The sequence below is a fragment of the Klebsiella sp. genome (assembly GCF_027492335.1).
GTDB lineage: Bacteria > Pseudomonadota > Gammaproteobacteria > Enterobacterales > Enterobacteriaceae > Klebsiella > Klebsiella huaxiensis.
Window position 1 is genome coordinate 1 of sequence record NZ_JAPUEW010000067.1, and the last position, 20991, is coordinate 20991.

General features: G+C 56.8%; 18 protein-coding genes and 1 pseudogene. 5 read left to right on the top strand and 14 right to left on the bottom strand.

Translation table 11 applies throughout. From position 1 onward, the window contains the following. Positions 1-77: 77 nt before the first annotated feature. Positions 78-1682, top strand: coding sequence for a carbohydrate porin (locus QVF11_RS20115; protein ID WP_287858871.1), 1605 nt, complete (start codon positions 78-80; stop codon positions 1680-1682). Positions 1683-1810: 128 nt separating this feature from the next. On the opposite strand, the gene pptA is transcribed toward QVF11_RS20115, so the two are convergent. After that, positions 1811-2038, bottom strand: coding sequence for a tautomerase PptA (pptA, locus tag QVF11_RS20120; RefSeq protein ID WP_112214249.1), 228 nt, complete (start codon positions 2036-2038; stop codon positions 1811-1813). Positions 2039-2143: 105 nt separating this feature from the next. Then, complete coding sequence (locus QVF11_RS20125; RefSeq protein ID WP_287858873.1) at positions 2144-3148, bottom strand: LacI family DNA-binding transcriptional regulator; 1005 nt, start codon at positions 3146-3148, stop codon at positions 2144-2146. A 304-nt stretch (positions 3149-3452) separates the two neighbouring features. Between QVF11_RS20125 and QVF11_RS20130 the strand changes: the two genes are divergently transcribed. Both QVF11_RS20130 and QVF11_RS20135 read left to right on the top strand, forming a co-directional pair. Further along, a complete protein-coding gene (locus QVF11_RS20130; RefSeq protein ID WP_112214251.1) occupies positions 3453-4649 on the top strand; it encodes an L-talarate/galactarate dehydratase in 1197 nt (398 codons plus the stop codon). 230 nt (positions 4650-4879) lie between these two features. Next, positions 4880-6190, top strand: coding sequence for an MFS transporter (locus tag QVF11_RS20135; protein ID WP_112214252.1), 1311 nt, complete (start codon positions 4880-4882; stop codon positions 6188-6190). Between the two features lie 65 nt (positions 6191-6255). Here the strand turns inward: QVF11_RS20135 and QVF11_RS20140 are convergent, their stop codons facing one another. From QVF11_RS20140 to sad, 8 genes and pseudogenes are all read right to left on the bottom strand, one after another. Beyond that, entirely contained in the window at positions 6256-7149 is an 894-nt protein-coding gene (locus tag QVF11_RS20140) for a transporter substrate-binding domain-containing protein (protein ID WP_287858875.1), read from the bottom strand. Beyond that, on the bottom strand, positions 7146-7925 hold the full coding sequence (locus QVF11_RS20145) for an amino acid ABC transporter ATP-binding protein (protein ID WP_112214254.1): 780 nt from the start codon (positions 7923-7925) through the stop codon (positions 7146-7148). The genes QVF11_RS20140 and QVF11_RS20145 overlap by 4 nt, the downstream gene beginning before the upstream one ends. Further along, the gene (locus tag QVF11_RS20150) at positions 7909-8835 is read right to left on the bottom strand and encodes an amino acid ABC transporter permease (RefSeq protein WP_287858877.1); all 927 of its coding nucleotides are present in this window, start codon (positions 8833-8835) and stop codon (positions 7909-7911) included. The genes QVF11_RS20145 and QVF11_RS20150 overlap by 17 nt, the downstream gene beginning before the upstream one ends. Before the next feature lie 9 nt (positions 8836-8844). Continuing rightward, complete coding sequence (locus tag QVF11_RS20155) at positions 8845-9354, bottom strand: GNAT family N-acetyltransferase (RefSeq protein WP_112214256.1); 510 nt, start codon at positions 9352-9354, stop codon at positions 8845-8847. Between the two features lie 11 nt (positions 9355-9365). Further along, a pseudogene (locus QVF11_RS20160) lies at positions 9366-11639 on the bottom strand (NtaA/DmoA family FMN-dependent monooxygenase). A gap of 24 nt (positions 11640-11663) precedes the next feature. Then, positions 11664-12785 (bottom strand): M20 peptidase aminoacylase family protein, encoded by a 1122-nt coding sequence (locus tag QVF11_RS20165; RefSeq protein ID WP_287858878.1) that lies wholly within the window; start codon positions 12783-12785, stop codon positions 11664-11666. After that, positions 12782-13783 (bottom strand): LLM class flavin-dependent oxidoreductase, encoded by a 1002-nt coding sequence (locus QVF11_RS20170; protein WP_142513861.1) that lies wholly within the window; start codon positions 13781-13783, stop codon positions 12782-12784. Before QVF11_RS20170 ends, QVF11_RS20165 begins: the two co-directional genes overlap by 4 nt. 239 nt (positions 13784-14022) lie before the next feature. Next, positions 14023-15408 carry a succinate-semialdehyde dehydrogenase gene (sad, locus tag QVF11_RS20175; protein WP_287858879.1) on the bottom strand — a complete coding sequence of 462 codons (1386 nt, stop codon included), beginning with the start codon at positions 15406-15408 and terminating at the stop codon, positions 14023-14025. A gap of 105 nt (positions 15409-15513) precedes the next feature. On the opposite strand from sad, the gene ptrR reads away from it, so the two are divergent. Then, a complete protein-coding gene (ptrR, locus tag QVF11_RS20180; RefSeq protein ID WP_142513863.1) occupies positions 15514-16392 on the top strand; it encodes a putrescine utilization regulator PtrR in 879 nt (292 codons plus the stop codon). On the opposite strand, the gene QVF11_RS20185 is transcribed toward ptrR, so the two are convergent. Then, positions 16346-16828 carry a GNAT family N-acetyltransferase gene (locus tag QVF11_RS20185; RefSeq protein ID WP_182238917.1) on the bottom strand — a complete coding sequence of 161 codons (483 nt, stop codon included), beginning with the start codon at positions 16826-16828 and terminating at the stop codon, positions 16346-16348. The two genes, ptrR and QVF11_RS20185, sit on opposite strands and share 47 nt — an antisense overlap. A 145-nt stretch (positions 16829-16973) precedes the next feature. On the opposite strand from QVF11_RS20185, the gene QVF11_RS20190 reads away from it, so the two are divergent. Next, positions 16974-17918, top strand: coding sequence for an L-lactate dehydrogenase (locus QVF11_RS20190; RefSeq protein ID WP_112214264.1), 945 nt, complete (start codon positions 16974-16976; stop codon positions 17916-17918). A gap of 13 nt (positions 17919-17931) precedes the next feature. Here QVF11_RS20190 and QVF11_RS20195 read toward each other — a convergent pair whose 3' ends face one another. The 3 genes from QVF11_RS20195 to dtnK are packed head-to-tail and all read right to left on the bottom strand — an operon-like array spanning position 17932 to position 20912. Further along, the gene (locus tag QVF11_RS20195) at positions 17932-18693 is read right to left on the bottom strand and encodes a DeoR/GlpR family DNA-binding transcription regulator (protein ID WP_287858881.1); all 762 of its coding nucleotides are present in this window, start codon (positions 18691-18693) and stop codon (positions 17932-17934) included. Position 18694: 1 nt separating this feature from the next. Further along, on the bottom strand, positions 18695-19681 hold the full coding sequence (locus tag QVF11_RS20200) for a D-threonate 4-phosphate dehydrogenase (protein ID WP_287858883.1): 987 nt from the start codon (positions 19679-19681) through the stop codon (positions 18695-18697). Then, a complete protein-coding gene (dtnK, locus tag QVF11_RS20205; RefSeq protein ID WP_287858885.1) occupies positions 19674-20912 on the bottom strand; it encodes a D-threonate kinase in 1239 nt (412 codons plus the stop codon). The genes QVF11_RS20200 and dtnK overlap by 8 nt, the downstream gene beginning before the upstream one ends. Positions 20913-20991: the final 79 nt, after the last annotated feature.

Sequence of the window (20991 nt, forward strand, 5' to 3'; positions counted from 1 at the left end):
CTTCGTCGGTATCCGGAGAAAACCACGCCCTGTAAGGCACATCACACCGTTCTACTTCTGGAAAAATAAGGATTCAAATGCGTATCTCTTTGATTAGCGCAGCGGTTTGCTGCGCCCTTTTTTCGGCCTGGGGCGCGAGTGCAGCGCCTCTCACCATCGAACAACGGCTGGCGCAACTGGAAGCCCGGCTCAATCATGCGGAGCAAGAGGCGGGAGAAGCCAACCGCCGTGCGCAGCAGGCGGAACAACGCACCAGCGCCGCAGAACAGCGCGCGGCGGCAGCCGAAAAACAGGTACAGACCCTCAGCCAGCGCACCGCTGCGACCGAGCAAAAGCAGCAGGCCACTGATAAACAGCTGGCGAAAACCAGCCTCGCCGACGGCTTTGAGTTCAACGCCTACGCCCGCTCCGGGATGCTGGTCGATAGCCACGGCAAAGGCGCGCGCGGCGGTCCTGGGATCTCTCCGGCCAGTTCGCTCAACGGCGATGCCCACGTTGGCCGTCTCGGCAACGAGAAGGACAACTACGTTGAGCTGAGTTTCGGTAAGAAAATGACCTTTAACGACGGCTCCTGGGCGCACTTTAAAACCATGCTCGCCGACGGTGCGACCAACCCGGATCCGTGGGTGCAGGATAACGACAGCCACCATCTGAACGTACGCCAGTTGTACGTCGAGATGGGCAACTTCGCCGATTTCTCCGGGCCATTTAAAAACGCCTCCATCTGGGCGGGCAAGCGTTTCGACCGCGATAACTTCGATATCCACTTCACCGATAGCGACATTATGTTCCTCGGTGGTACCGGCGGCGGCATCAACGACGTGGCCTGGGGCAGCAATCTGCGCGGTGATTACTCGGTATACGCGCGTAACTTCGGCGACCTTGGCAGCGATAACTACGAAGACAACGATATTCAGAATCTGATGTTCACGGCGAACCACTTCTGGAACAACTGGCAGCTGATGACCACGGCGATGACGGCTCAGGGCAACGATGACCTGAAAGATAACACCTCAACCACCGGCAGCTACGCCTTGCGCAGCGATAATACGGCGAAGAGCGGTTATTACGCGATGCTGGCTTACCACGATAAGCAGCAGTTCTATGGCCTGGCGCCGGGGATATCCGAAAGCGCCTTACAGTACGGCGGCGGTCTCGGTGCCGAAGCACGTCAGCCCGGCAGCGATGGCGATCTCACCGAGAATGCAAAATCCTTGCGCTTTGCGTCATACGGAATTTTGCCGCTGGGGAAAAACTGGGAGCTGGCCCCATCGGTTATCGCCCAGCACAGCGAAGACCGCTACCGCGATGGCGACCGTTACGATTGGGCAACCTTCAACCTGCGGGTGTCTCAGGGGATCACCCGCAACTTCGCCCTGCTGTATGAGGCTTCCTGGCAATATATGGACCTCAATCCAAACGGACGAAGCTATCGCTACGACAACGGCGTGCATCAATACCAGGCGGTGAGCGGTGATTTTTATAAGCTGACTTTCGCCCCAACGTTCAAAGTGGGCGATGTGTTTGATATCAAAGCGCGGCCGGAGATTCGTTTTTTTGTGACGTGGATGAACTGGGATAAAGATCTGGATCGCTACGCGATTAACGACGATTTCGGCAGCAAAGGCTTTACCGCCGGCGGCAACTGGAACTTCGGCGTGCAGACGGAGATTTGGTTCTGATACAGCAACACGGTGCCGTCTCCCTCCCGGGGACGGCGCAAAGCGCCTGCCCGGGCTACGAGATCGCAGATGACTTAGGCAGGTAGCCCGGACAGATGCACAGCATCGCCTCCGGGAAGGCAGCGAAATTACATGCTGTAACCCGGTTTTTTAATCAACTGATCCATCTGCGGAGCGATTTCGCTATCCCAGACCCGCTGCCAGTCGCTCGGGTCAACCTGCTTGAGGGCCACGCTCACCGAGCTGTCTTTGCTGCCCAAATGGCGAACCAATACTTTGGTAATATCGGCAGCCAACGCCGTTTTTTGTTCATCGTTCAGGTCGCGGGGGAAACATTTAATATCTACGTGTGGCATTGCAGGCTCCTTATTGTCAGAATGATAAAGCTATCACAAACCCGGCATTTCGATTTTCTTTTTGTGCCTGAAATAGTGCCGCAATAACCCGCTCCTTTAACAACTCTACGCCGACTCCCGCACCACCAGATGAAAGCCGATATCAATAATCACTTCCCCTTCCCCATTACCTTCAATGCGGTCGGCAAGGAGGGTGGCCGCCTGCTCGCCGATGGCATGACGGTCAACGCTGACCGTGGTGATGGATGGGCGATTGCTGGCGGCGAAATCCAGATCGCCAAAACCGATCACCGCAAGATCCTCCGGTACGCGCAGGCCGCGGCTTTCGGCTTCCATAATCGCTCCCTGCGCCAGGGTGTCAGAGCTGCAGACAATAACGTCAAACACGTCAGAATCCAGCAACTCAGCCAGGCCGCGGCGCCCGAGCGCCAGCGACGCCGGAAGCGGCACTTCGACCTGCGGCGCATCGTCAATCCCATTTTTAGCCAGCCGGGCGCACAGCCCCTGCTTACGCAACGTTGCGCGAGAATCTCCGGCCCATAACAGCCCCGGACGGCGATAGCCTTTTTCCAGCAGATACTCACCAATGGTTTCGCCAACTTTTTCATGAGAAAAGCCCACCAGCATATCCAGCGGCGTCGGGGTCAGATCCCATATTTCCACCACCGGCGTGGCGGCATTAAGAATAGTTTTCTTTAGCGCCGGTGCGTGCTGAATGCCGGTTAACACCACGCCATCCGGGCGCCGCGAAAGTAAAGTTGATACCAGCTCGGCTTCGGTCTCCCGGCTATAGCCAGCCACGCACAGCAGCATATGGTAGCCGCGCGCCGCCAGGGTGTCGCTCAGCGACTGGATGGTATCAACAAACATATTGTTGTTGATTTGCGGTACCACCACGGCGACCAGTTTGCTGCGTCTGGACGCCAGCCCGCCGGCCAACGCGTTGGGAATGTAGCCCGTGGCCTGCACCGCCTGCATCACTTTTTCTACCGTTTTCGGTCGTACCAGCTGCGGCGTATTCAGCGCCCGACTCACCGTCATCGACGACAACCCGGCGCTGCGGGCCACATCATCCAGCGTTGGCGCACGCGTCGGTTTTATGCTTTTCACGGCTAAGCCCCTGTATTGAGTCGTTTCATGTGGGCATTATTGATGATGGCCCACGCAATTGCCAGCATTCCTCCGTACATCCCCAATAGAATCAACGACCTGAAAAATAGAATGTTATCGCTATCATTATGCATTGTGAATTTTCACAAACCTCTTTGGATTGTGATGCTCACAGCATAATTTTACCCTTTATAACCGCTAATTGTGATCGTTTGTACAAATTAAAATCACTAATGTAGCGTAAAAACAAAACCAGGATTAAAAATGTTAGCGCAAACATTTTATAACCCACAAGGAAATGAATATGACCTCTAGCGCGAATTCCGAGTCCGTGACCTACGCCAAAGCTTCCGGCGTAAAAACCGCCGCAGAAACCGGCGATCGCATTGAGCACGTCAAACTGTCGCTGGCCTTTCTGCCGCTGGCGACCCCGGTCAGCGATGCAAAAGTCCTCACTGGTCGACAAAAACCACTCACCGAAGTAGCGATTATCATCGCGGAAATCCGCTCTCGCGACGGTTTTGAAGGGGTTGGCTTTAGTTATTCCAAGCGTGCAGGCGGCCAGGGCATTTACGCCCACGCCAAAGAGATTGCCGATAACCTGCTCGGCGAAGACCCGAATGATATAGACAAGATCTACACCAAACTGCTGTGGGCCGGTGCTTCGGTTGGTCGTAGCGGCATGGCGGTACAGGCTATCTCCCCTATCGATATTGCGCTGTGGGATATGAAAGCCAAGCGCGCCGGGCTGCCGCTGGCAAAACTGCTTGGCTCGCATCGCGATTCCGTGCAGTGCTACAACACCTCCGGCGGCTTCCTGCATACCCCGCTGGATCAGGTGCTGAAAAACGTGGCTATCTCACGTGAAAACGGGATCGGCGGCATCAAACTGAAAGTCGGTCAGCCGAACACGGCTGAAGATATCCGTCGCCTGACGGCAGTGCGCGAAGTGCTGGGCGATGATTTCCCGCTGATGGTGGACGCCAACCAACAGTGGGATCGCGAAACCGCCATTCGTATGGGACGCAAAATGGAGCAGTTTAATCTTATCTGGATTGAAGAGCCGCTGGATGCTTACGATGTCGAAGGTCACGCGCAGCTTGCCGCCGCGCTGGACACACCGATTGCGACCGGAGAGATGCTGACCAGCTTCCGCGAACATGAACAACTGATCCTCGGCAACGCCAGCGACTTCGTGCAGCCGGATGCCCCGCGCGTCGGCGGGATCTCTCCGTTCCTGAAAATTATGGATCTGGCGGCGAAGCACGGTCGCAAGCTGGCCCCGCACTTTGCGATGGAAGTCCATCTGCATCTTGCCGCCGCCTATCCGCTGGAGCCGTGGCTGGAGCACTTCGAGTGGCTGAACCCGCTGTTTAACGAACAGCTGGAGCTGCGCGACGGGCGGATGTGGGTTTCTGAGCGTCACGGTCTGGGCTTTACCCTGAGCGAACAGGCCCGCCGCTGGACCCAGCAAAGCTGCGAGTTTGGTAAACGCCCATAATCGATTTCCCCGAATGGCGGCGTAAACGCCTTGTGCGGGCTACAAGCCCGTAGCCCGGGCAAGGCGCGTCAAGCGCCGCCCCCCGGAGAAAACAACATTTTCCCAGAGGCGATGCTGCGCATCTGTCCGGGCTACCGGGCCACAGACGACTGAAAACCCGTCACCCTGCCGGGGAAAAACTTTTTTTGGCTGTACCCACAATACACAACCCTGCAAAGGAGTTGATTAAAATGCAACAGCAAATAAAACGCAGCAACGTGCGTTACGGTATATTATTATTTTTATTTCTGGCCACCGTATTTAATTATGCCGACCGGGCAACGCTGTCCGTCGTCGCGCCAATTATGAGCAAAGAGTTAGGTTTTGACCCGGAGGCGATGGGTCTGGCTTTTTCGGTATTTGGTATTTCCTACGTCATCATGCAAATCCCCGGCGGCTGGCTGCTGGATAAATATGGCTCGCGGCTGGTTTACGGCTGCGCGCTAATAGGCTGGTCGGTCGTAACCATGTTCCAGGGCACTATCTATATGTTCGCCAGCCCGCTGGTGGTACTGGTTATTCTGCGCCTGATGATGGGTGCCATCGAAGCCCCGGCCTTTCCCGCCAACAGTCGCTTAAGCGTACAGTGGTTCCCCAATAAAGAACGTGGATTCGTGACCTCGGTATATCAGGCCGCGCAGTATATATCACTGGGCATTATTACGCCGCTGATGACTATTATCTTGCATAATTTAAGCTGGCACTATGTCTTTTATTATATTGGCGCTATCGGCGTCGTGCTGGGGATATTCTGGCTGGCAAAAGTAAGAGATCCATCTCACCATCCTAAAATTAACCAGCAGGAGCTCGACTATATTCGTGAAGGCGGCGGCGAGCCGGAATTAGGCAGCAAAAAAACGCAACAAAAACTCACCCTCGCGCAGATTAAAAGCGTTTGCGTTAACCGCATGATGATCGGGGTTTATATCGGTCAGTTCTGCGTCACGTCGATTACCTGGTTTTTCCTCACCTGGTTCCCGACTTATCTCTACCAGGCGAAAGGTATGTCGATCCTGAAAGTCGGGTTCGTCGCCAGTATCCCGGCGATTGCCGGATTTATCGGCGGCCTGCTGGGCGGCGTGTTCTCGGACTGGCTACTGAAGCGCGGCTACAGCCTGACTACCGCGCGCAAGCTGCCGGTGATCTGCGGGATGCTGCTCTCCTGCGTGATTGTCGTCGCCAACTACACCTCTTCAGAAGTGGTGGTGATCGCCGCCATGAGCCTGGCGTTCTTTGCCAAAGGCTTTGGCAACCTTGGCTGGTGCGTACTGAGCGACACCTCGCCGAAAGAGATGCTGGGGATCGCAGGCGGCGTATTCAACATGTGCGGTAACCTGGCGAGCATTATCACTCCGCTGGTGATTGGAGTGATCCTCGCCAACACCCACTCGTTTGATTACGCCATCCTGTACGTCGGCTCCATGGGCGTGCTGGGCCTGTTCTCCTATCTGTTTATCGTCGGGCCACTGGATCGCCTGACCCTGACACCACGCACCGCTTGATTTAAAACTCTGGCGAGGATTCGCCTCCGCTGTTTCGCATCACACTCCTGCGAAACAGCGGTTTTTTAGTAAGTAATCCCCCGCGGATTGACCTCTGATTGCGATACCTCTTCGCCCTGCTCTCCCCAGCGCGCCAGCACCTTCTGGTACTCTCCGCGAGCAATAGCGCCATCCAGCGCAGCCTGAAGCGCAAAGACCAGTCCATTGCCTTTTTTGGTGGTAGTGGCGACGTACGCTTTTTTCGGCCCCAGCCCCACGACTTTAGTTTTGCCGCTTAACGCCGCTTTATAAGCCGCCACCGACTGAGGACCAAAGAACACATCGGCCCGCCCGGACTGAATATAAAGGTTGCCGGAAGCGTCATCGGTCAGATAAATGGGCAGAGCCGGTTTGCGCCCGGCGGCTTCGTTTTCGATATTCCAGCCAAGCAGAATCCGCTCTTGATTGGTCCCGGAACCAACAATCACCTTTTTGCCGGAAAGATCCGCCGGACCGTATACACGGGCGATATCGCTGGTGGATTTCACGGAAAACGCCAGCGAGTCGACGCGGTAGGTGGCGAAATCAAACTTCTCTTTACGCTGCTCGGTCACCGCAATATTGACCAGCGCCACATCATAGCGCCCGGAGGTAATCCCCAGCGGCCAGTCCTCCCAGGCCGTGGGAACCAGCTTCAGCTTTAGCCCAAGACTTCCGGCCAGTAGCCTGGCGATGTCCGGATCGCTACCGATACGCGTGCGATTATCGCTGGCCAGCAGCGCCAGAGGCGGCGAATTGAGCGCTGAAATAGCGACCGTCAACGTTCCAGGTTCAACGAACCGATAGTTTACCGGGATCTTCGCGATTGCCTGTTCATCGCGCGTCACCGGCAGCGGCTGCTCATTGGCGCGCAGGTCGATTGCCGCCTGCGTACCAGCAGACAGGGTGAATAGTGTCAGGGCAAAAAATCCATTTCTCATGCCGGTAGTACCCTCGATAAAAATTGCCGCGTGCGCTGATGCTGCGGATGGTTGAGCACCTCATCGCTGCTGCCCTGCTCGACAATCTTACCGTCGACCATAAACACCACCTGATCCGCCACTTCTTTGGCAAAGCCGATTTCATGGGTCACCACAACAAGAGTGGTACCGGAGCGCGCCAGTTTTTTAATCACATCCAGCACTTCGCCCACCAGCTCCGGGTCAAGCGCGGAGGTCGGTTCATCAAACAAAATGACTCGTGGGTTAAGCGCCAGCGCCCTGGCAATAGCAATGCGCTGCTGCTGACCGCCGGAAAGGTGCCGCGACCAGGCGTCGGCTTTATTACGCAGCCCAACGACATCAAGCAGTTCATAGGCGCGTTCAATGGCCTCTTTGCGGGTTACCTGTTTATGGGCGATGGGCGCTTCAATCAGGTTTTCCAGCACCGTCAGGTGCGGGAACAGATTGAAGTTCTGAAACACATAGCCGACGTTAACCCGCTGACGAAGGATATCTTTCTCTTTCAATTCATACAGCTTATCGCCTTTACGTCGGTAGCCAATATAGTCGCCATCAATCTGGATAAAGCCTTCATCAACGCGCTCGAGATGGTTAATTGCCCGCAGCAGCGTCGATTTTCCCGAACCGGATGGCCCAAGGATCACCGTGACCGTGCCGGGTTCAATTTCCAGCGACACGTCATCAAGCGCTTTATGGCGACCGAAATATTTGCTGACGCCGGTAATGGAAATATGACCATTATGAGAGTTGGGCATGAACGGGCTCCTGTGGTTGTGGGCGACGAACGAGTTCAACGCGACGACTGCTGCGTGCACTATTGACCGCCGAACGGCGTTCGCTGCGCGCCAGGCCGCGTTCGACTAGATACTGAATCAGCGACAGCACGCTGGTGATCACCAGATACCAGGCGGCCCCAACCATCAGCAGCGGGATCACTTCCTGAGTGCGGTTGTAGATCATCTGGATGGTGTAGAACAGCTCCGGCATCGCCAGCACGTAGACCATCGCCGTTCCTTTCGCGAGGCTGATAATTTCGTTAAAACCGGCCGGTAAAATAGTGCGCAACGCCTGTGGCAGAATAATGCGCAGGGTGCGACGGCTGGCCGGAAGCCCCAGCGCCGCCGCAGCTTCATACTGACCGTGATCGACGCCAAGGAAGCCACCGCGGATAATTTCGGCGGTGTAAGCGCTTTGTACCAGCGTGAGCCCAACCACGGCGGTAGAAAACTGCCCCAGTACGTTGATGGTTTCAAAGTTGGCCCAGCTAATGCCGGTGAATGGAATGCCAATCGACAGCGTGTCGTAGAGATAAGAGAAGTTGTAGAGAATAATCAGCACCACGATCAGCGGCAGCGAGCGGAACAGCCAGATATAACCCCAGGCGAGGCTGCTCAGCAGCCATGAACTGGAGAGTCGGGCCAGCGCCAGCAGTCCGCCTAAAATGACGCTCAGCACCGTACCGAGTAAAGTCAGCAGCAGCGTCTGCCCCAACCCTTCGAGGATCACCGGGTCAAAGAACCAGCGGGCAAAGACGCCCCACTCCCAGCGCGGGTTAAAAGCGACGGATTGAATCACTATCGCCAGCGCCAGCAACGCCAGCACCGCGCCAACCGCCCGCAGCGGATAGCGTGCGGGGACAACCTTAATCGTTTCCGGGGGATGCATATTGGCTCCTTAAGCGCTTTGGCTCAGTGCGCTGACCGCCAGCGCTTTCGTGAATCGCAGTCGACCATCGAACGGCGGCAGGCTGTACTCTTCCGGGTCGCGATTGAGGTCGAACTGCGCCTCATAGCCCTGGCTCAGGTACAGCCGTACCGCTTCCGGCTGACGAAAACCGGTGGTCAGGTAGATGTGGCTATAGCCTGCCAGCAGCGCCCGGCGCTCCAGCTCTTGCACAACTTTCCCCGCCAGTCCCTGCTGGCGCAGACCACGATGGGTCCAGATCCGTTTGATCTCTGCGGTACTGGCATCTTTTGGCTTATACGCGCCGGTAGCGATAATTTCTCCGTCGCGTTCCAGCACAATAAATAGTCCCTGCGGTGCCAGATACCATTCTGTCAGCTCGATTTCGGCATCACGGGAGAAATAGTCGCCGTATCGCGCAGCATACTCGCCAAACAGCCCCTCAATTATCGGCTGTAGCTCCGGCGTTTCTGGAGACACATCGCGGAAGATATCGCTCATAACGCCTCCTGTTAGTCGCCAAGTCCGGCCGGGTTAATTTCAGATTGTGGAATGCTCTCCACCCCTTCGCCCCAGCGGTTCAGCACTTTGGCGTATTCGCCGCTCTGAATTGCGCCGTTCAGCGCCGTCTGTACTGGCTCCACCAGGCCGCTGCCTTTTTTCACCGTTACCGCGATATGCGCCGCCTTCGGCCAGCCGCCGTCAACGCTGCCCACCAGTTTGGTTTTGCCGGTCAGCGCTGCTTTCCACGCGCCAATGACGTTCGGACCGAAGAACGCATCGGCTCGCCCGGATTGCAGCGCCAAAGTCTGGGCGGCATCATCTTTGGTATACACCGGAGTAAACGGCTTCAATCCCTTCTTGACGTTTTCCGCATTCCACGCCAGCAGGATCGCCTCCTGATTGGTGCCGGATCCGACGATGATCCGTAGTCCGGCAATATCCTCCGCTTTTTCAATTTTGTTCAGCGGGCTGGTGCTCTTGACGTAGAAACCCAGCGAATCTTTGCGATAGGTGGCAAAGTCGAACTTCTCTTTACGCTCTTTAGTCACGGTTATATTGCTGACCGCAGCGTCATACTTTCCGGAGGCGACGCCAAGCGGCCAGTCTTCCCATGAAGTCGGTATAACGTTCAGCTCCAGCCCGAGGCTATCGGCCACCAGGCGGGCGATATCCACCTCACTGCCGAGCAGGGTTTTGTTATCGTCGGAGAACACGGTCAACGGCGGCGAGTTCAGCGCCGCCACCGCGACGGTCAGTTTGCCCGGCACGGCAAGGTGAAGATCTTTCGGCAACTGCGCAATGGCCTGCGGATTTTTCGCCGTATGAATCGGCGTTTTATTGGCTTCCAGGCTCACACCGGTGCCGTTGATATTCACGTCTTGCGCCCAGGATGAGGCGCTGACGGCCAGGGCAAGCGCCAGTAGTAGCGATTTTCTCTGCGTTTTCTGCATAGCGACTGTTCTCTATTATTGTTTTTGGAATTGATTAGCGGGCTCTGCCAGCCCTAAGCTTTCGCGCAACGTTGTGCCGGGATAGTCGTGGCGAAATAATCCGCGCTGCTGAAGAATCGGTACCACCTGATCCACAAAGCGCGGGAAGGTATCCGGCGTGCCGCCCTGAATAATGAAGCCGTCCGCCGCACGTTGTTCAAACCACTGCTGCAAACCATCGGCCACCTCTTCGGCGGTCCCGGCGAAACGCGGGCGCGGGCTGGCTGCCTCCAGTGCGACCTGACGCAGCGTCAGGCTTCTTTCGCGGGCGTTGCGTTTAATCTCATCGGTCGTGCTGCGAAAGCTGTTCTGTCCGAGATCGCCAATATCCGGGAAGGGTTCATCCAGGGGATACTGAGCAAAATCGTGGTGCTCAAAATAGCGGCCGAGGTAATTCAGCGCATCGTCAATTGATACCAGCACGGCGGTGGCTTGATATTGCTGCTCGACATCTTCAGCGCTATCGCCGACGATCACGCTGACGCCCTGGAAAATATGTAGCGTATTATCATGACGACCATGAGCTGCGAGTTGGCTTTTCACATCACGATAAAAAGCCTGCGCTTCCGCCAGCGATTCCTGATGAGTAAATATTGCATCAGCATGGGTCGCTGCCAGCTTTTTACCGTCATCGGACGCACCCGCCTGAAATATAATCGGACGACCCTGTGGGGTGCGGGAAATATTCAGCGGCCCGGCGACTTTAAAGAAATCGCCGTGATGGTTAAGCGTGTGCAGTTTACTTTTATCAAAGAACTGTCCGCTCTGTTTATTGCGCACGAAAGCGTCCTGCTCCCAGGAGTCCCACAACCCTTTCACCACCTGTAAATATTCGTCGGCGATGCGATAACGTAGCGCGTGGTCCGGGTGCTGCGCGCGGGAGAAGTTTTTCGCCGAGCCTTCCAGCGGCGAGGTCACCACGTTCCAGCCCGCGCGACCGCCGCTCAGGTGGTCGAGACTGGCAAACTGGCGCGCGGTGGTAAAAGGCTCGCTGTAGGAGGTCGACAGAGTACCAACCAGGCCTAAATGCGAAGTCACCGCCGCCAGGGTGGATAATACCGTCAGCGGTTCGAAGCGATTTAAAAAATGTGGGATCGATTTTTCATTAATATATAAACCATCGGCAACAAAAATAAAGTCGAGCTTGCCCTCTTCCGCTTTTAGCGCCGTTTGCTTAACAAAATCGAAATTAATACTGGCGTCCGCTAGCGCAGCCGGATGACGCCAGGCCGACATATTTCCCGATGCGCCATGTAATATGGTGCCAATACGCAGTTGCCGTTGTTCAGACATCGCTAACCCTTCCCTTGTCAAAATCTACAGTTGTTGAAGTGCCTGTTCCGCCAGGCTGGCAAAATAGTGCGCCGCCGGGGCAATTAAACGCTCATCCGGATTAAACGCCGGATGGTGGAGACCAAATTCGCTGGCGCTGCCGATACTGACGAACGCGCCGGGAATATGCTGGAGATAAACGGCAAAATCCTCACCGCCGAGGTGTAAATCCGCATGGTGCGTGCGGTAGCCGGACTTATCGGCCACTTCGCTGGCAAAGGCAGCCCAGCGTTCATCGTTCACCAGAGCAGTCGGACCGGCATACCAGAACACATCGATCTGCGCGCCGAAGGCGCTGGCGAACCCGGCAGCAATTTCGCTAACCCGGGCTTTTACCCGCTGTTGAACTTCGCTGCTGTGGGTGCGTAGCGTTCCTTCCAGCTCGACGCTTTCCGGCAGAACGTTCCAGGTATTGCCACCCTGAATGCGCGTCACGCTAAGCACCACGGAATCAAGGGTATTCACTTCGCGGCTGGCGACGCTTTGCAACAGGGTTACCAGCTGACTGGCCAGCAGAATAGCGTCTTTACCCTCATGAGGCCGCGCGGCGTGCGCACCTTTACCGGTCACCTTAAAGACAAAACGATCGACGTTGGCGTAAAACGCGCCACCGCGAGTGGCGAACTCACCGACCGGCAGGCCCGGCTCATTATGCATACCGAAAATGGCGGAAACCCCCTCCAGCACGCCGGCGCGAATCAGGGTTTTGGCCCCGCCGAAACTCTCCTCCGCAGGCTGGAACAGAATACGTACCCGCCCCGCAAGCTGCGCTTCGCGTTGTTTAAGCAAAAGGGCTGCGCCAAGAATGACGCTGGTGTGAATATCATGTCCGCAGGCGTGCATCACCCCGGCATTTTGCGAGCGAAACGGTACGCTGGTTGTCTCTTCGATGGGCAGCGCGTCGATATCGGCTCGCAGGGCTATCACTTTATCACCGGAGCCGACTTCCGCCACCGCGCCGGTTTTCAGGTCATAAGGCAGTAAGCTAATGCCGCCGCTCTGCAACCAGTCACGAATACGCGCGGTGGTATCAACCTCCTGCAACGACAGTTCCGGGTACTGATGCAACTCGCGCCGCCAGCGAATTAACTGCTCGTCGAAACTCATGGCTGCACCTCCGCGCTCAAATGCGCCTGGGCCAGCAGGCGTAAGGAGTTAAGACGCGCCGCGCCGTCGCTAATGGGCGTATCGATAATAAATTCATCAATGCCCCAGGCTGACCGCAACGCATCCAGCTGCGCTTTGACCTGCTCTGGAGTGCCAAACAGCACCGCCGATTCCCGACGGGCAATATGCGTTGGCCTGCTGCCCGCCTGACGAGCAAACGCCGCCGCCTGCGACTCGCTACCGACGGTCACCCGCTGGCCGTTTTCCAGTTCAACGCCCCACACTTCCACTGTTTTTGCCAGCTCCGCCGCCGTCGCGGCATCTTCAGCCACGATGACCTGAACGGCGACAATCGCTTCACGGCGGCTGAGTTCACGCCAGCGGGTTAGCACGTCGCGCAGCAAATTTTTATCGCCGTTAAGATGCGCAGCGAAGACAAAGTTCCAGTCCAGATGGGCCGCCAACTGCGCGCTTTCAAGGCTCGCGCCGAGAAGAAAACCGTCGGCGCGACGCGGCGGGATCGGCGTGGCGCGCACGCTCTCCTCGCCGTCGGCTTCGGTCAGCGACAGCCAGTTATCAAGCTGCGCCAACTGGTCGGCAAAAGTCCCTTTCTCCTGCGGATTAAGCCCCTGTTGTAAAGCACGCGTAGAAAGCGGCAGGCCGCCGGGTGCTTTGCCGACGCCAAGGTCAACGCGCCCCGGCGCAATGGCGGCGAGCATATTGAAATTTTCCGCTACTTTGTACGGGCTGTAGTGTTGCAGCATGACGCCGCCGGAGCCGACGCGAATTTTACGGGTTTGTCCGAGGATCCAGGCGATCGCCAGCTCCGGCGACGGGCTCGCGAGCTGGTCGGTATTGTGGTGTTCGGCAATCCAGAAACGGTGATAGCCCCAGGCTTCCGCCTGTTGCGCAAGCGTTAATGTACGCGCCAGCGCCTGTGCTGCCGTTTCCCCGGCTGCCAGCGGGCTTTTATCCAGGATACTGATTCGATAAGACATTTCGCAGGCTCATGTGAATTAACATGTCTGCATTATTAGAAGCGAGCGCGGTCCGTGAGAAACAATTTATTTACATTTACTCTGCCGGAAATTAGATATGTGGGGGGTACGGAGTACCATTGGGAAAGGTCAAAAGCTCCCGGAGGCGGTGCTGGCGCACCTGTCCGGGCTACCGGTCCACAGACGGTTGTGAACCCGTAGCCCGACTGAACGCAGTGCGAGCCGGGGGTTTCTGGAGTTTAACGACGATCTTTCCAGACGGTTTGCACGTTGCAGAATTCGTGCAGGCCGAAGTGGGATAGCTCACGACCAAATCCGCTTTTCTTCACCCCGCCGAACGCTACGCGAGCATCGCTGGCGCAGTAGCCGTTGATAAACACTCCGCCGCACTCCAGCTCGCTGGCGAAACGCTGAGCCTGCTCCTCACTGGTGGTATAAACCGTCGCAGAGAGACCAAACTCGCTATCATTTGCCAGCGCCAGCGCATGGTCGGCGTCTCGTGCTTCGGTGATGGTCGCCACCGGGCCAAACAGCTCCTGGCGAAAACCGGTCATCCCGGAGGTGACGTTTCCCAGCACCGTCGGCGCATAGTAGTTGCCCGCGCCTTCGATTTTTTCCGCGCCCAGCAGCAGGGTTGCGCCTTCTTTTAAGGTTGCAAGCACCTGCTCATGCAGCTCATCACGCAGGTCGAAGCGCGCCATTGGCCCGACATAGTTCTGCTCATCGCGCGGATCGCCCATTTTCAGCGCGGCGACGGCGGCGACAAATTTCTGCGTAAAAGCGTCAGCAATCCCCGCTTCAACGATAAAGCGTTTTGCGGCGGCGCAGACCTGCCCGGTATTCTGATAACGACCAATCACCGCGGCCTTTACCGCCTCGTCGAGGTCGGCGTCGTTCAGCACGATAAACGGATCGGAGCCACCCAGCTCCAGCACGCATTTTTTCAACGCCGCGCCGGCCTGCGCGCCTATAGCCTTCCCGGCCCGCACGCTGCCGGTGACAGTCACGGCGGCAATACGCGGATCGTTGATAATCTGCGAAACGCCGTCGTTGGTAGCATTAACCCAACCAAACACACCTGCCGGGACGCCCGCTTGTGCGAAGATCTCACCGATTATCGCCGCGCTGCCCATCACGTTCGGCGCGTGCTTGAGCAGATAGCTGTTACCCGCCAGCAGAATCGGTACCGCACCGCGCAGCACCTGCCACACCGGGAAGTTCCACGGCATAATTGCGAGGATCGCGCCCATCGGGCGGTACTCAATCACCGCTTTATTGTCTTCAACGAGGGTCGCTTCGGTATTCAGCATCGCCGGACCATGCTCGGCATACCAGTCGCAAAGATTGGCTGATTTAGCGACTTCGCCGCGCGCCTGGGCAATCGGCTTGCCCATCTCAAGGCTAATCATTTGCGCCAGCTCTTCAGCGCGGACACGCATCGCGCTGCCGACGTTACGCAGCGCCGCCGCGCGGTTTGCCACGCTAACGTTGCGCCACTGGCGATAACCTTGCTCCGCAAGGGCCATGGCTGAATCAACTTGCTGTTCGGTCGCCCACGGCAGAGACGACACCATTTCACCTGTCGTCGGATTCACGGAAACCGCATGAGTTGCAGATAAATTCATCGTTTTTCTCTCTGTGTTGATTGCGAAATGACCTTATTCTGGCTTACCCTACCATTCATTAAAAATGAATAATATTAAGCAACATTTTCACGAAAAGAGAATAGAATGGATCTGACCCAACTCGAGATGTTCAACGCCGTCGCCATTACCGGCAGCATCACTCAGGCCGCGCAGAAGGTGCATCGCGTGCCGTCTAACCTGACGACCCGTATTCGCCAACTGGAAGCAGATCTTGGCGTCGAGTTATTTATCCGCGAAAACCAACGCCTGCGCCTGTCGCCCGCCGGGCATAGCTTTTTACGCTATAGTCAGCAAATTCTGGCTCTCGTTGATGAGGCTCGCATGGTGGTTGCCGGGGATGAACCCCAGGGGCTGTTTTCGCTCGGGTCGCTGGAAAGTACCGCCGCCGTGCGTATCCCTACTACGCTGGCGCACTTTAATCAGCGCTACCCAAAGATTCATCTTGCCCTCTCCACCGGCCCCTCCGGCACCATGATCGACGGCGTACTTGAAGGCAACCTTAGCGCGGCCTTTGTTGACGGTCCGGTGGTGCATCCGGGGCTTGAAGGGTTACCGGTGTTCCCGGAAGAGATGATGATCGTAGCACCAATGGGCCACCCGCCCATTGCTCGTGCCAGCGAAGTGAACGGAGCCAGCGTCTATGCTTTTCGCGCCAACTGTTCCTATCGACGTCATTTTGAAAGCTGGTTCCATGCCGATCGCGCCACGCCGGGTCGAATTCACGAAATGGAGTCCTATCACGGGATGCTGGCTTGCGTGATTACCGGGGCCGGACTGGCGCTGATCCCGCGCAGCATGCTGGAGAGCATGCCGGGCCATCAACAGGTCTCCGCCTGGCCGCTGGCCGAAGAGTGGCGCTGGCTAACGACCTGTCTGGTATGGCGTCGCGGGGCGAAAACCCGTCAACTTGAAGCGTTTATAGAGCTGCTGAACGAAGATCGACAAGCAGCAGTTTCTCCATAAAGATGCTTAACGGGTCCGGCTGATACGGCGCGAAGGCGCTGCGGGTCTGATAGCCATTACGGGTATATAACGCCACGGCCGCATGCTGATGGATGCCGGTCTCCAGACGCACGGTGTGGCACTCGCGCCGTAAAGCCTCTTCTTCCAGCGCCGCCAGCAGTTTCTCGCCAAGCTGCTGACCGCGATGGGTCGGGTCGATAAATACCCGCTTCATCTCACCAAAGCCCTCCTCCCCCAGCACAATTGCCCCACAGCCAACAGCCTGCTGTTGCGGGTCGCGGATCAGCAGCGCAATCACCGATTCAGGCGGCAGTGCACTAAGATCTATCAGATGGTTGCTTTCGGCCGGATAAAGCGCCTGCTGGTAGACGTCCAGTTGGGCGATCAAGGCGTTCAATTCCGGGTGGTTCAGCGGAGTCGCGGCGATGGTATACATAAATAAGCTCCTTTTTTAAGCGCACTGTAACGCGAGGAGTACGCTGAACCGCCATAGCATTAACTTATAGCTCCGCTCCCCTATTGCGCTAACCCCTTGAGGCGCAGTAATTTTGCGGCACGATGTCTGTTATCAGGAAAAAATGATGAATACCAAAGCGCGTAAGGTGATGATTATCGGAGCTGGGAACGTCGGTGCCTCTGCGGCCTATGCCCTGTTGAACCAGAATATCTGCGAGGAGCTGATCCTCGTTGATCTGAACAAAGCCCGCGCCGAAGCCCACGCCCAGGATCTCAGTGATGCGGCTGCCTATATGCCGGGGATGATGACGATTTCCACGCGGGAAGCCGGCGACTGCGCCGATGTCGATATCGCGGTGATCACCGTTTCTGGTGGCGCGCTCAAACCGGGCCAGACGCGCCTGGACGAACTGACCAACACGGCGAAAATCGTCAAAAGTATCGTCCCGCAGATGATGAACGGCGGCTTCAACGGCATCTTTCTGATTGCCACTAACCCTTGCGACATTATCACCTGGCAGGTGTGGCAACTTTCAGGCCTGCCGCGCAGTCAGGTACTGGGCACCGGCGTCTGGCTGGATACCACCCGCCTGCGGCGGGTGCTGGCCCAGGAGCTGGACATCGGTGCGCAAAGTATCGATGCCTTTATCCTCGGCGAACATGGCGATACCCAGTTTCCGGTATGGTCGCACTCGGCGGTCTACGGTTCAGCCATTGGTGACGTTTATCAAAAACATACCGGCAAAGCGCTGGACCGGGAGCTGATTGCCGAAAAGGTGCGCAAGCTGGGGTTTGAAATTTATTCGGGTAAAGGCTGCACCGAATATGGCGTTGCCGGGACCATCGCTGAGATCTGCCGCAATATTTTCACCGGCAGCCATCGTGCGCTGGCAGTATCGTGCATTCTTGACGGGGAATATGGCGTGAGCGGCGCGGCGGCAGGCGTTCCTGCCGTACTGACGCAAAGCGGCGTGCAGCAGATTATTGAGTTGCAATTAGCCGATGATGAAGCGGAAAAGTTCCGCCACTCTATTGAGGTGATTAAAGCCAATATCGCCCGATTACCGTAATCCGCGCTCCCGGCTAGTCGGCGATGATCAGCCGGGGATGAATATGCACTAACATCTCGCGCGTCTCTTCCGGCAGATGATTATCGGTGATGATATCGGTGAGCGAGTCGAGATGGGTGATGTTAAATAGCGACCAGGCGCCGTATTTCGAGCTGTCCGCCAGCAGAATGCGCCGCCGGGCGTTGGCGATTAAATCCCGCTTCAGCGCCGCTTTTTCTTCCGTTGGTGAAGTGACGCCCTTCTCCAGATCCCAGCCATTGCAGCTGACAAAAGCCAGATCGGGCCAGATATTTTGCAGCAGTCGGCGACCGTGTTCACCAATGCAGGACTGGCTGCTATCGTCAATACGCCCGCCGATAATGGTCACTTCGATTTGCTTGAATTCGGATAAAAACAGAGCGATATGCAGATCGCTGGTGATCACTCGTAGCGGCAGATGAGTTATTTGCCGGGCAAGTTCAATCATCGTCGTCCCGGCATCGAGGACAATGGCGTCCCCGGCCTTGACTAACGCCGCCGCAGCGCTGGCGATGGCGTACTTTTCCTGCTGGCTACGCTGGGATTTTTCCTGCGTCGTCGGCTGGGAAGGAATAAACCGGTTAAGAGTCACGCCGCCATGAGTACGGCTAATCACCCCTTCCTGATCGAGTTTAATCAGATCGCGGCGAATCGTTGCTGGCGACGCGTTGGTCACCGCCACGAGCTGATCCACTGTCACCAGATTATGGCTCTTCAGATAATCCATAATCTGCTCTAACCGGTTATATCCCTTCATATTATTCCTGTGCGATTTGCATGGCGAGCTCAATAGAGGTAGCCATGCTGTCAGACTTAGCTTTACCTGTCCAGGCAATATCAAACGCCGTGCCATGGTCTGCGGATGTGCGAATAAACGGCAGTCCGGCAGTGATATTTACCCCATCATAAAACCCGAGCAGTTTTAGCGGAATGTGTCCCTGATCGTGATACATCGCCACCACCATATCAAACAGTCCGTCGTGGCACTGCATAAATACCGTATCCGGCGGGCACGGGCCGGTCACGTTCAACCCTTGGGCCTTCATCGCTTCAACGGCCGGGCCGACGATACGAATCTCTTCATCACCAAACAAACCATTTTCCCCAGCGTGCGGGTTAACGCCTGCGACGGCAATGCGCGGATTGCTAAAGCCAACCCGACGCAGGAAGCTATCGGCGATACCAATCACCGTTTCGACCCGCGGCTGGTTTAGGGTATCGAGAAACTTGCGCAGCGCGACGTGGGTGGAAATATGGATAACTTTGAGCTTATCGGTATACAGCACCATCGCGTAATCTTTGGTCTGCGTCAGATGGGCCAGCATCTCGGTATGCCCCGGGAAATTGTGTCCTGCCAGGTGCAGCGCTTCTTTGTTCAACGGCGCGGTAGCAATTGCAAAAACCTCACCGGCCATCGCCAGTTCGGTCGCGCGCTTGATACAACGGTAGGCCAAATCGCCCGCCTGCGCCTGCACTTCCCCGACACGTAGCCCTTCCGGGTCGGCCAGCGGTTCGTCGATAACGTTAATGGTGCCAGGGCTAAACTGTGCCTGTCCGGGATTATCAATGATTCGCAGCTCGGCGCGCGGAGTGATCTCCAGCGCCAGAACACGCCGTAGCGTCTGCGCGCAGCCCACCACCACAACGGGTGCGCCGTTCAGTTTTCCCTCCACCAGGGACTTAATAATAATTTCCGGGCCAATGCCTGCCGGGTCTCCCATCGTTACCGCAATGATGTTAGTCACTCATTTTCTCCTCAATAAAGTTCACAACCTCCAGCAGCGTAGTTTCCGTTCCGAATCCGCCTGCCTTGGTCATTACCGGCCGTTGCCAGCTACTACCCAGAAAATTGCCGTACGGCACGCACTGCGCCACGCGACCTGTAATATGAAATCCGCTGGCTCCCAGAGCCTGCGCGACGGCGATAGCCACATCACCGCCGGATAAATAGAGCGCTCCCGGCTGACTTTGCGCGATGGCCAGTTCGCTGACTCGCGCCAGATAAGCGCAAATACGCTCGCCGAGGGCGGTGCGATCGACCCCATGCCGTTGGCACAGGGCTTCAATCCCCTTTCGCGCCTCGCTATCGGGGCGAGTGGTAACCACACAATGATTGCTTTCGCTCAACACCGCGGCAATGCGCCGGGCATCTGCCGTTGCGTCACCGCCAAAGGCCATGGCGACATCAATTTCTACCCGTGTGATGCGAGGATGCTTCTCAAGGCATGCGACTTGCTGTTGAGCGATTTCACTCATCGAGCCAACGACCGCCAGCAGCGGCCTGTGCGGCGCGGTGGCCAGGCTTCGCGCCAGGGCGTCACACAGCCCGGCAGACCCCACCAGCAGCACCCTTTGCGTAGATTCCGCCACCGCCGCGATAATGGCGTCCAGTTGGGCGTTCTCTTCTGCATCCACGATCAGCACGCGCGGTTCATTAACAGTTTGCGCCAGCGCAGCCCCCAGCGTATCGACCGTCACCCGTGAACAGCGCGCATTGCTTTGCTGTGCCACCACGGTGGCGATATCAGCACTGCTAACCGGCGTTTTCGGGTCAGTTGCAAACTCAGTCTCATCAACCGGCAAGCCGTGCACATAGCACTTACCCTGCCGCGTCACCCGACCTGCCGTCGGGAAGGCAGGAGCCAGCACCGCGATCGGGCAATTGAGCGCCGTCATTGCTGCATCCAGTTCAGCGCCAAGATTCCCGCGCAGCGTGGAGTCGATTTTTTTGACTGTCCAGCGCGGCTGGAAACGCGGCAAAACCGCCTGTAGTAAATGTGTAACCCGCCGCGCCGCCTCTGCAGCGGACTGCGCACGGCTATCGCTATTAATGATCAGCGCCTGCGCTTCTCCCTGGTAGCTGCCGCTGAACGCCACTTCCGCCCGCATTCCCGTCTCCGCCAGGCTAACTCCTGCGTCATTGGCACCGGTAAAGTCATCTGCCAGCACCAGCACCTTGTTATCACCGCAGCCCATCGTTTTCCCTTTTCTCGCTGTCCGAAACTGTTTATGATTATATTCAATCACAATTGATTAAGTGTGAGCAAGTTCAAGT

Excerpts from the sequence above, each read along its gene's own strand:
- pptA (WP_112214249.1), bottom strand. The coding sequence starts at position 2,038 with ATGCCACACGTAGATATTAAATGTTTCCCCCGCGACCTGAACGATGAA.
- QVF11_RS20170 (WP_142513861.1), bottom strand. The coding sequence starts at position 13,783 with ATGTCTTATCGAATCAGTATCCTGGATAAAAGCCCGCTGGCAGCCGGG.
- QVF11_RS20130 (WP_112214251.1), top strand. The coding sequence starts at position 3,453 with ATGACCTCTAGCGCGAATTCCGAGTCCGTGACCTACGCCAAAGCTTCC.
- QVF11_RS20165 (WP_287858878.1), bottom strand. The coding sequence starts at position 12,785 with ATGAGTTTCGACGAGCAGTTAATTCGCTGGCGGCGCGAGTTGCATCAG.
- QVF11_RS20190 (WP_112214264.1), top strand. The coding sequence starts at position 16,974 with ATGAATACCAAAGCGCGTAAGGTGATGATTATCGGAGCTGGGAACGTC.
- QVF11_RS20195 (WP_287858881.1), bottom strand. The coding sequence starts at position 18,693 with ATGAAGGGATATAACCGGTTAGAGCAGATTATGGATTATCTGAAGAGC.
- QVF11_RS20155 (WP_112214256.1), bottom strand. The coding sequence starts at position 9,354 with ATGAGCGATATCTTCCGCGATGTGTCTCCAGAAACGCCGGAGCTACAG.
- ptrR (WP_142513863.1), top strand. The coding sequence starts at position 15,514 with ATGGATCTGACCCAACTCGAGATGTTCAACGCCGTCGCCATTACCGGC.
- sad (WP_287858879.1), bottom strand. The coding sequence starts at position 15,408 with ATGAATTTATCTGCAACTCATGCGGTTTCCGTGAATCCGACGACAGGT.
- QVF11_RS20135 (WP_112214252.1), top strand. The coding sequence starts at position 4,880 with ATGCAACAGCAAATAAAACGCAGCAACGTGCGTTACGGTATATTATTA.
- QVF11_RS20145 (WP_112214254.1), bottom strand. The coding sequence starts at position 7,925 with ATGCCCAACTCTCATAATGGTCATATTTCCATTACCGGCGTCAGCAAA.
- QVF11_RS20185 (WP_182238917.1), bottom strand. The coding sequence starts at position 16,828 with ATGTATACCATCGCCGCGACTCCGCTGAACCACCCGGAATTGAACGCC.
- dtnK (WP_287858885.1), bottom strand. The coding sequence starts at position 20,912 with ATGGGCTGCGGTGATAACAAGGTGCTGGTGCTGGCAGATGACTTTACC.
- QVF11_RS20150 (WP_287858877.1), bottom strand. The coding sequence starts at position 8,835 with ATGCATCCCCCGGAAACGATTAAGGTTGTCCCCGCACGCTATCCGCTG.
- QVF11_RS20140 (WP_287858875.1), bottom strand. The coding sequence starts at position 7,149 with ATGAGAAATGGATTTTTTGCCCTGACACTATTCACCCTGTCTGCTGGT.
- QVF11_RS20115 (WP_287858871.1), top strand. The coding sequence starts at position 78 with ATGCGTATCTCTTTGATTAGCGCAGCGGTTTGCTGCGCCCTTTTTTCG.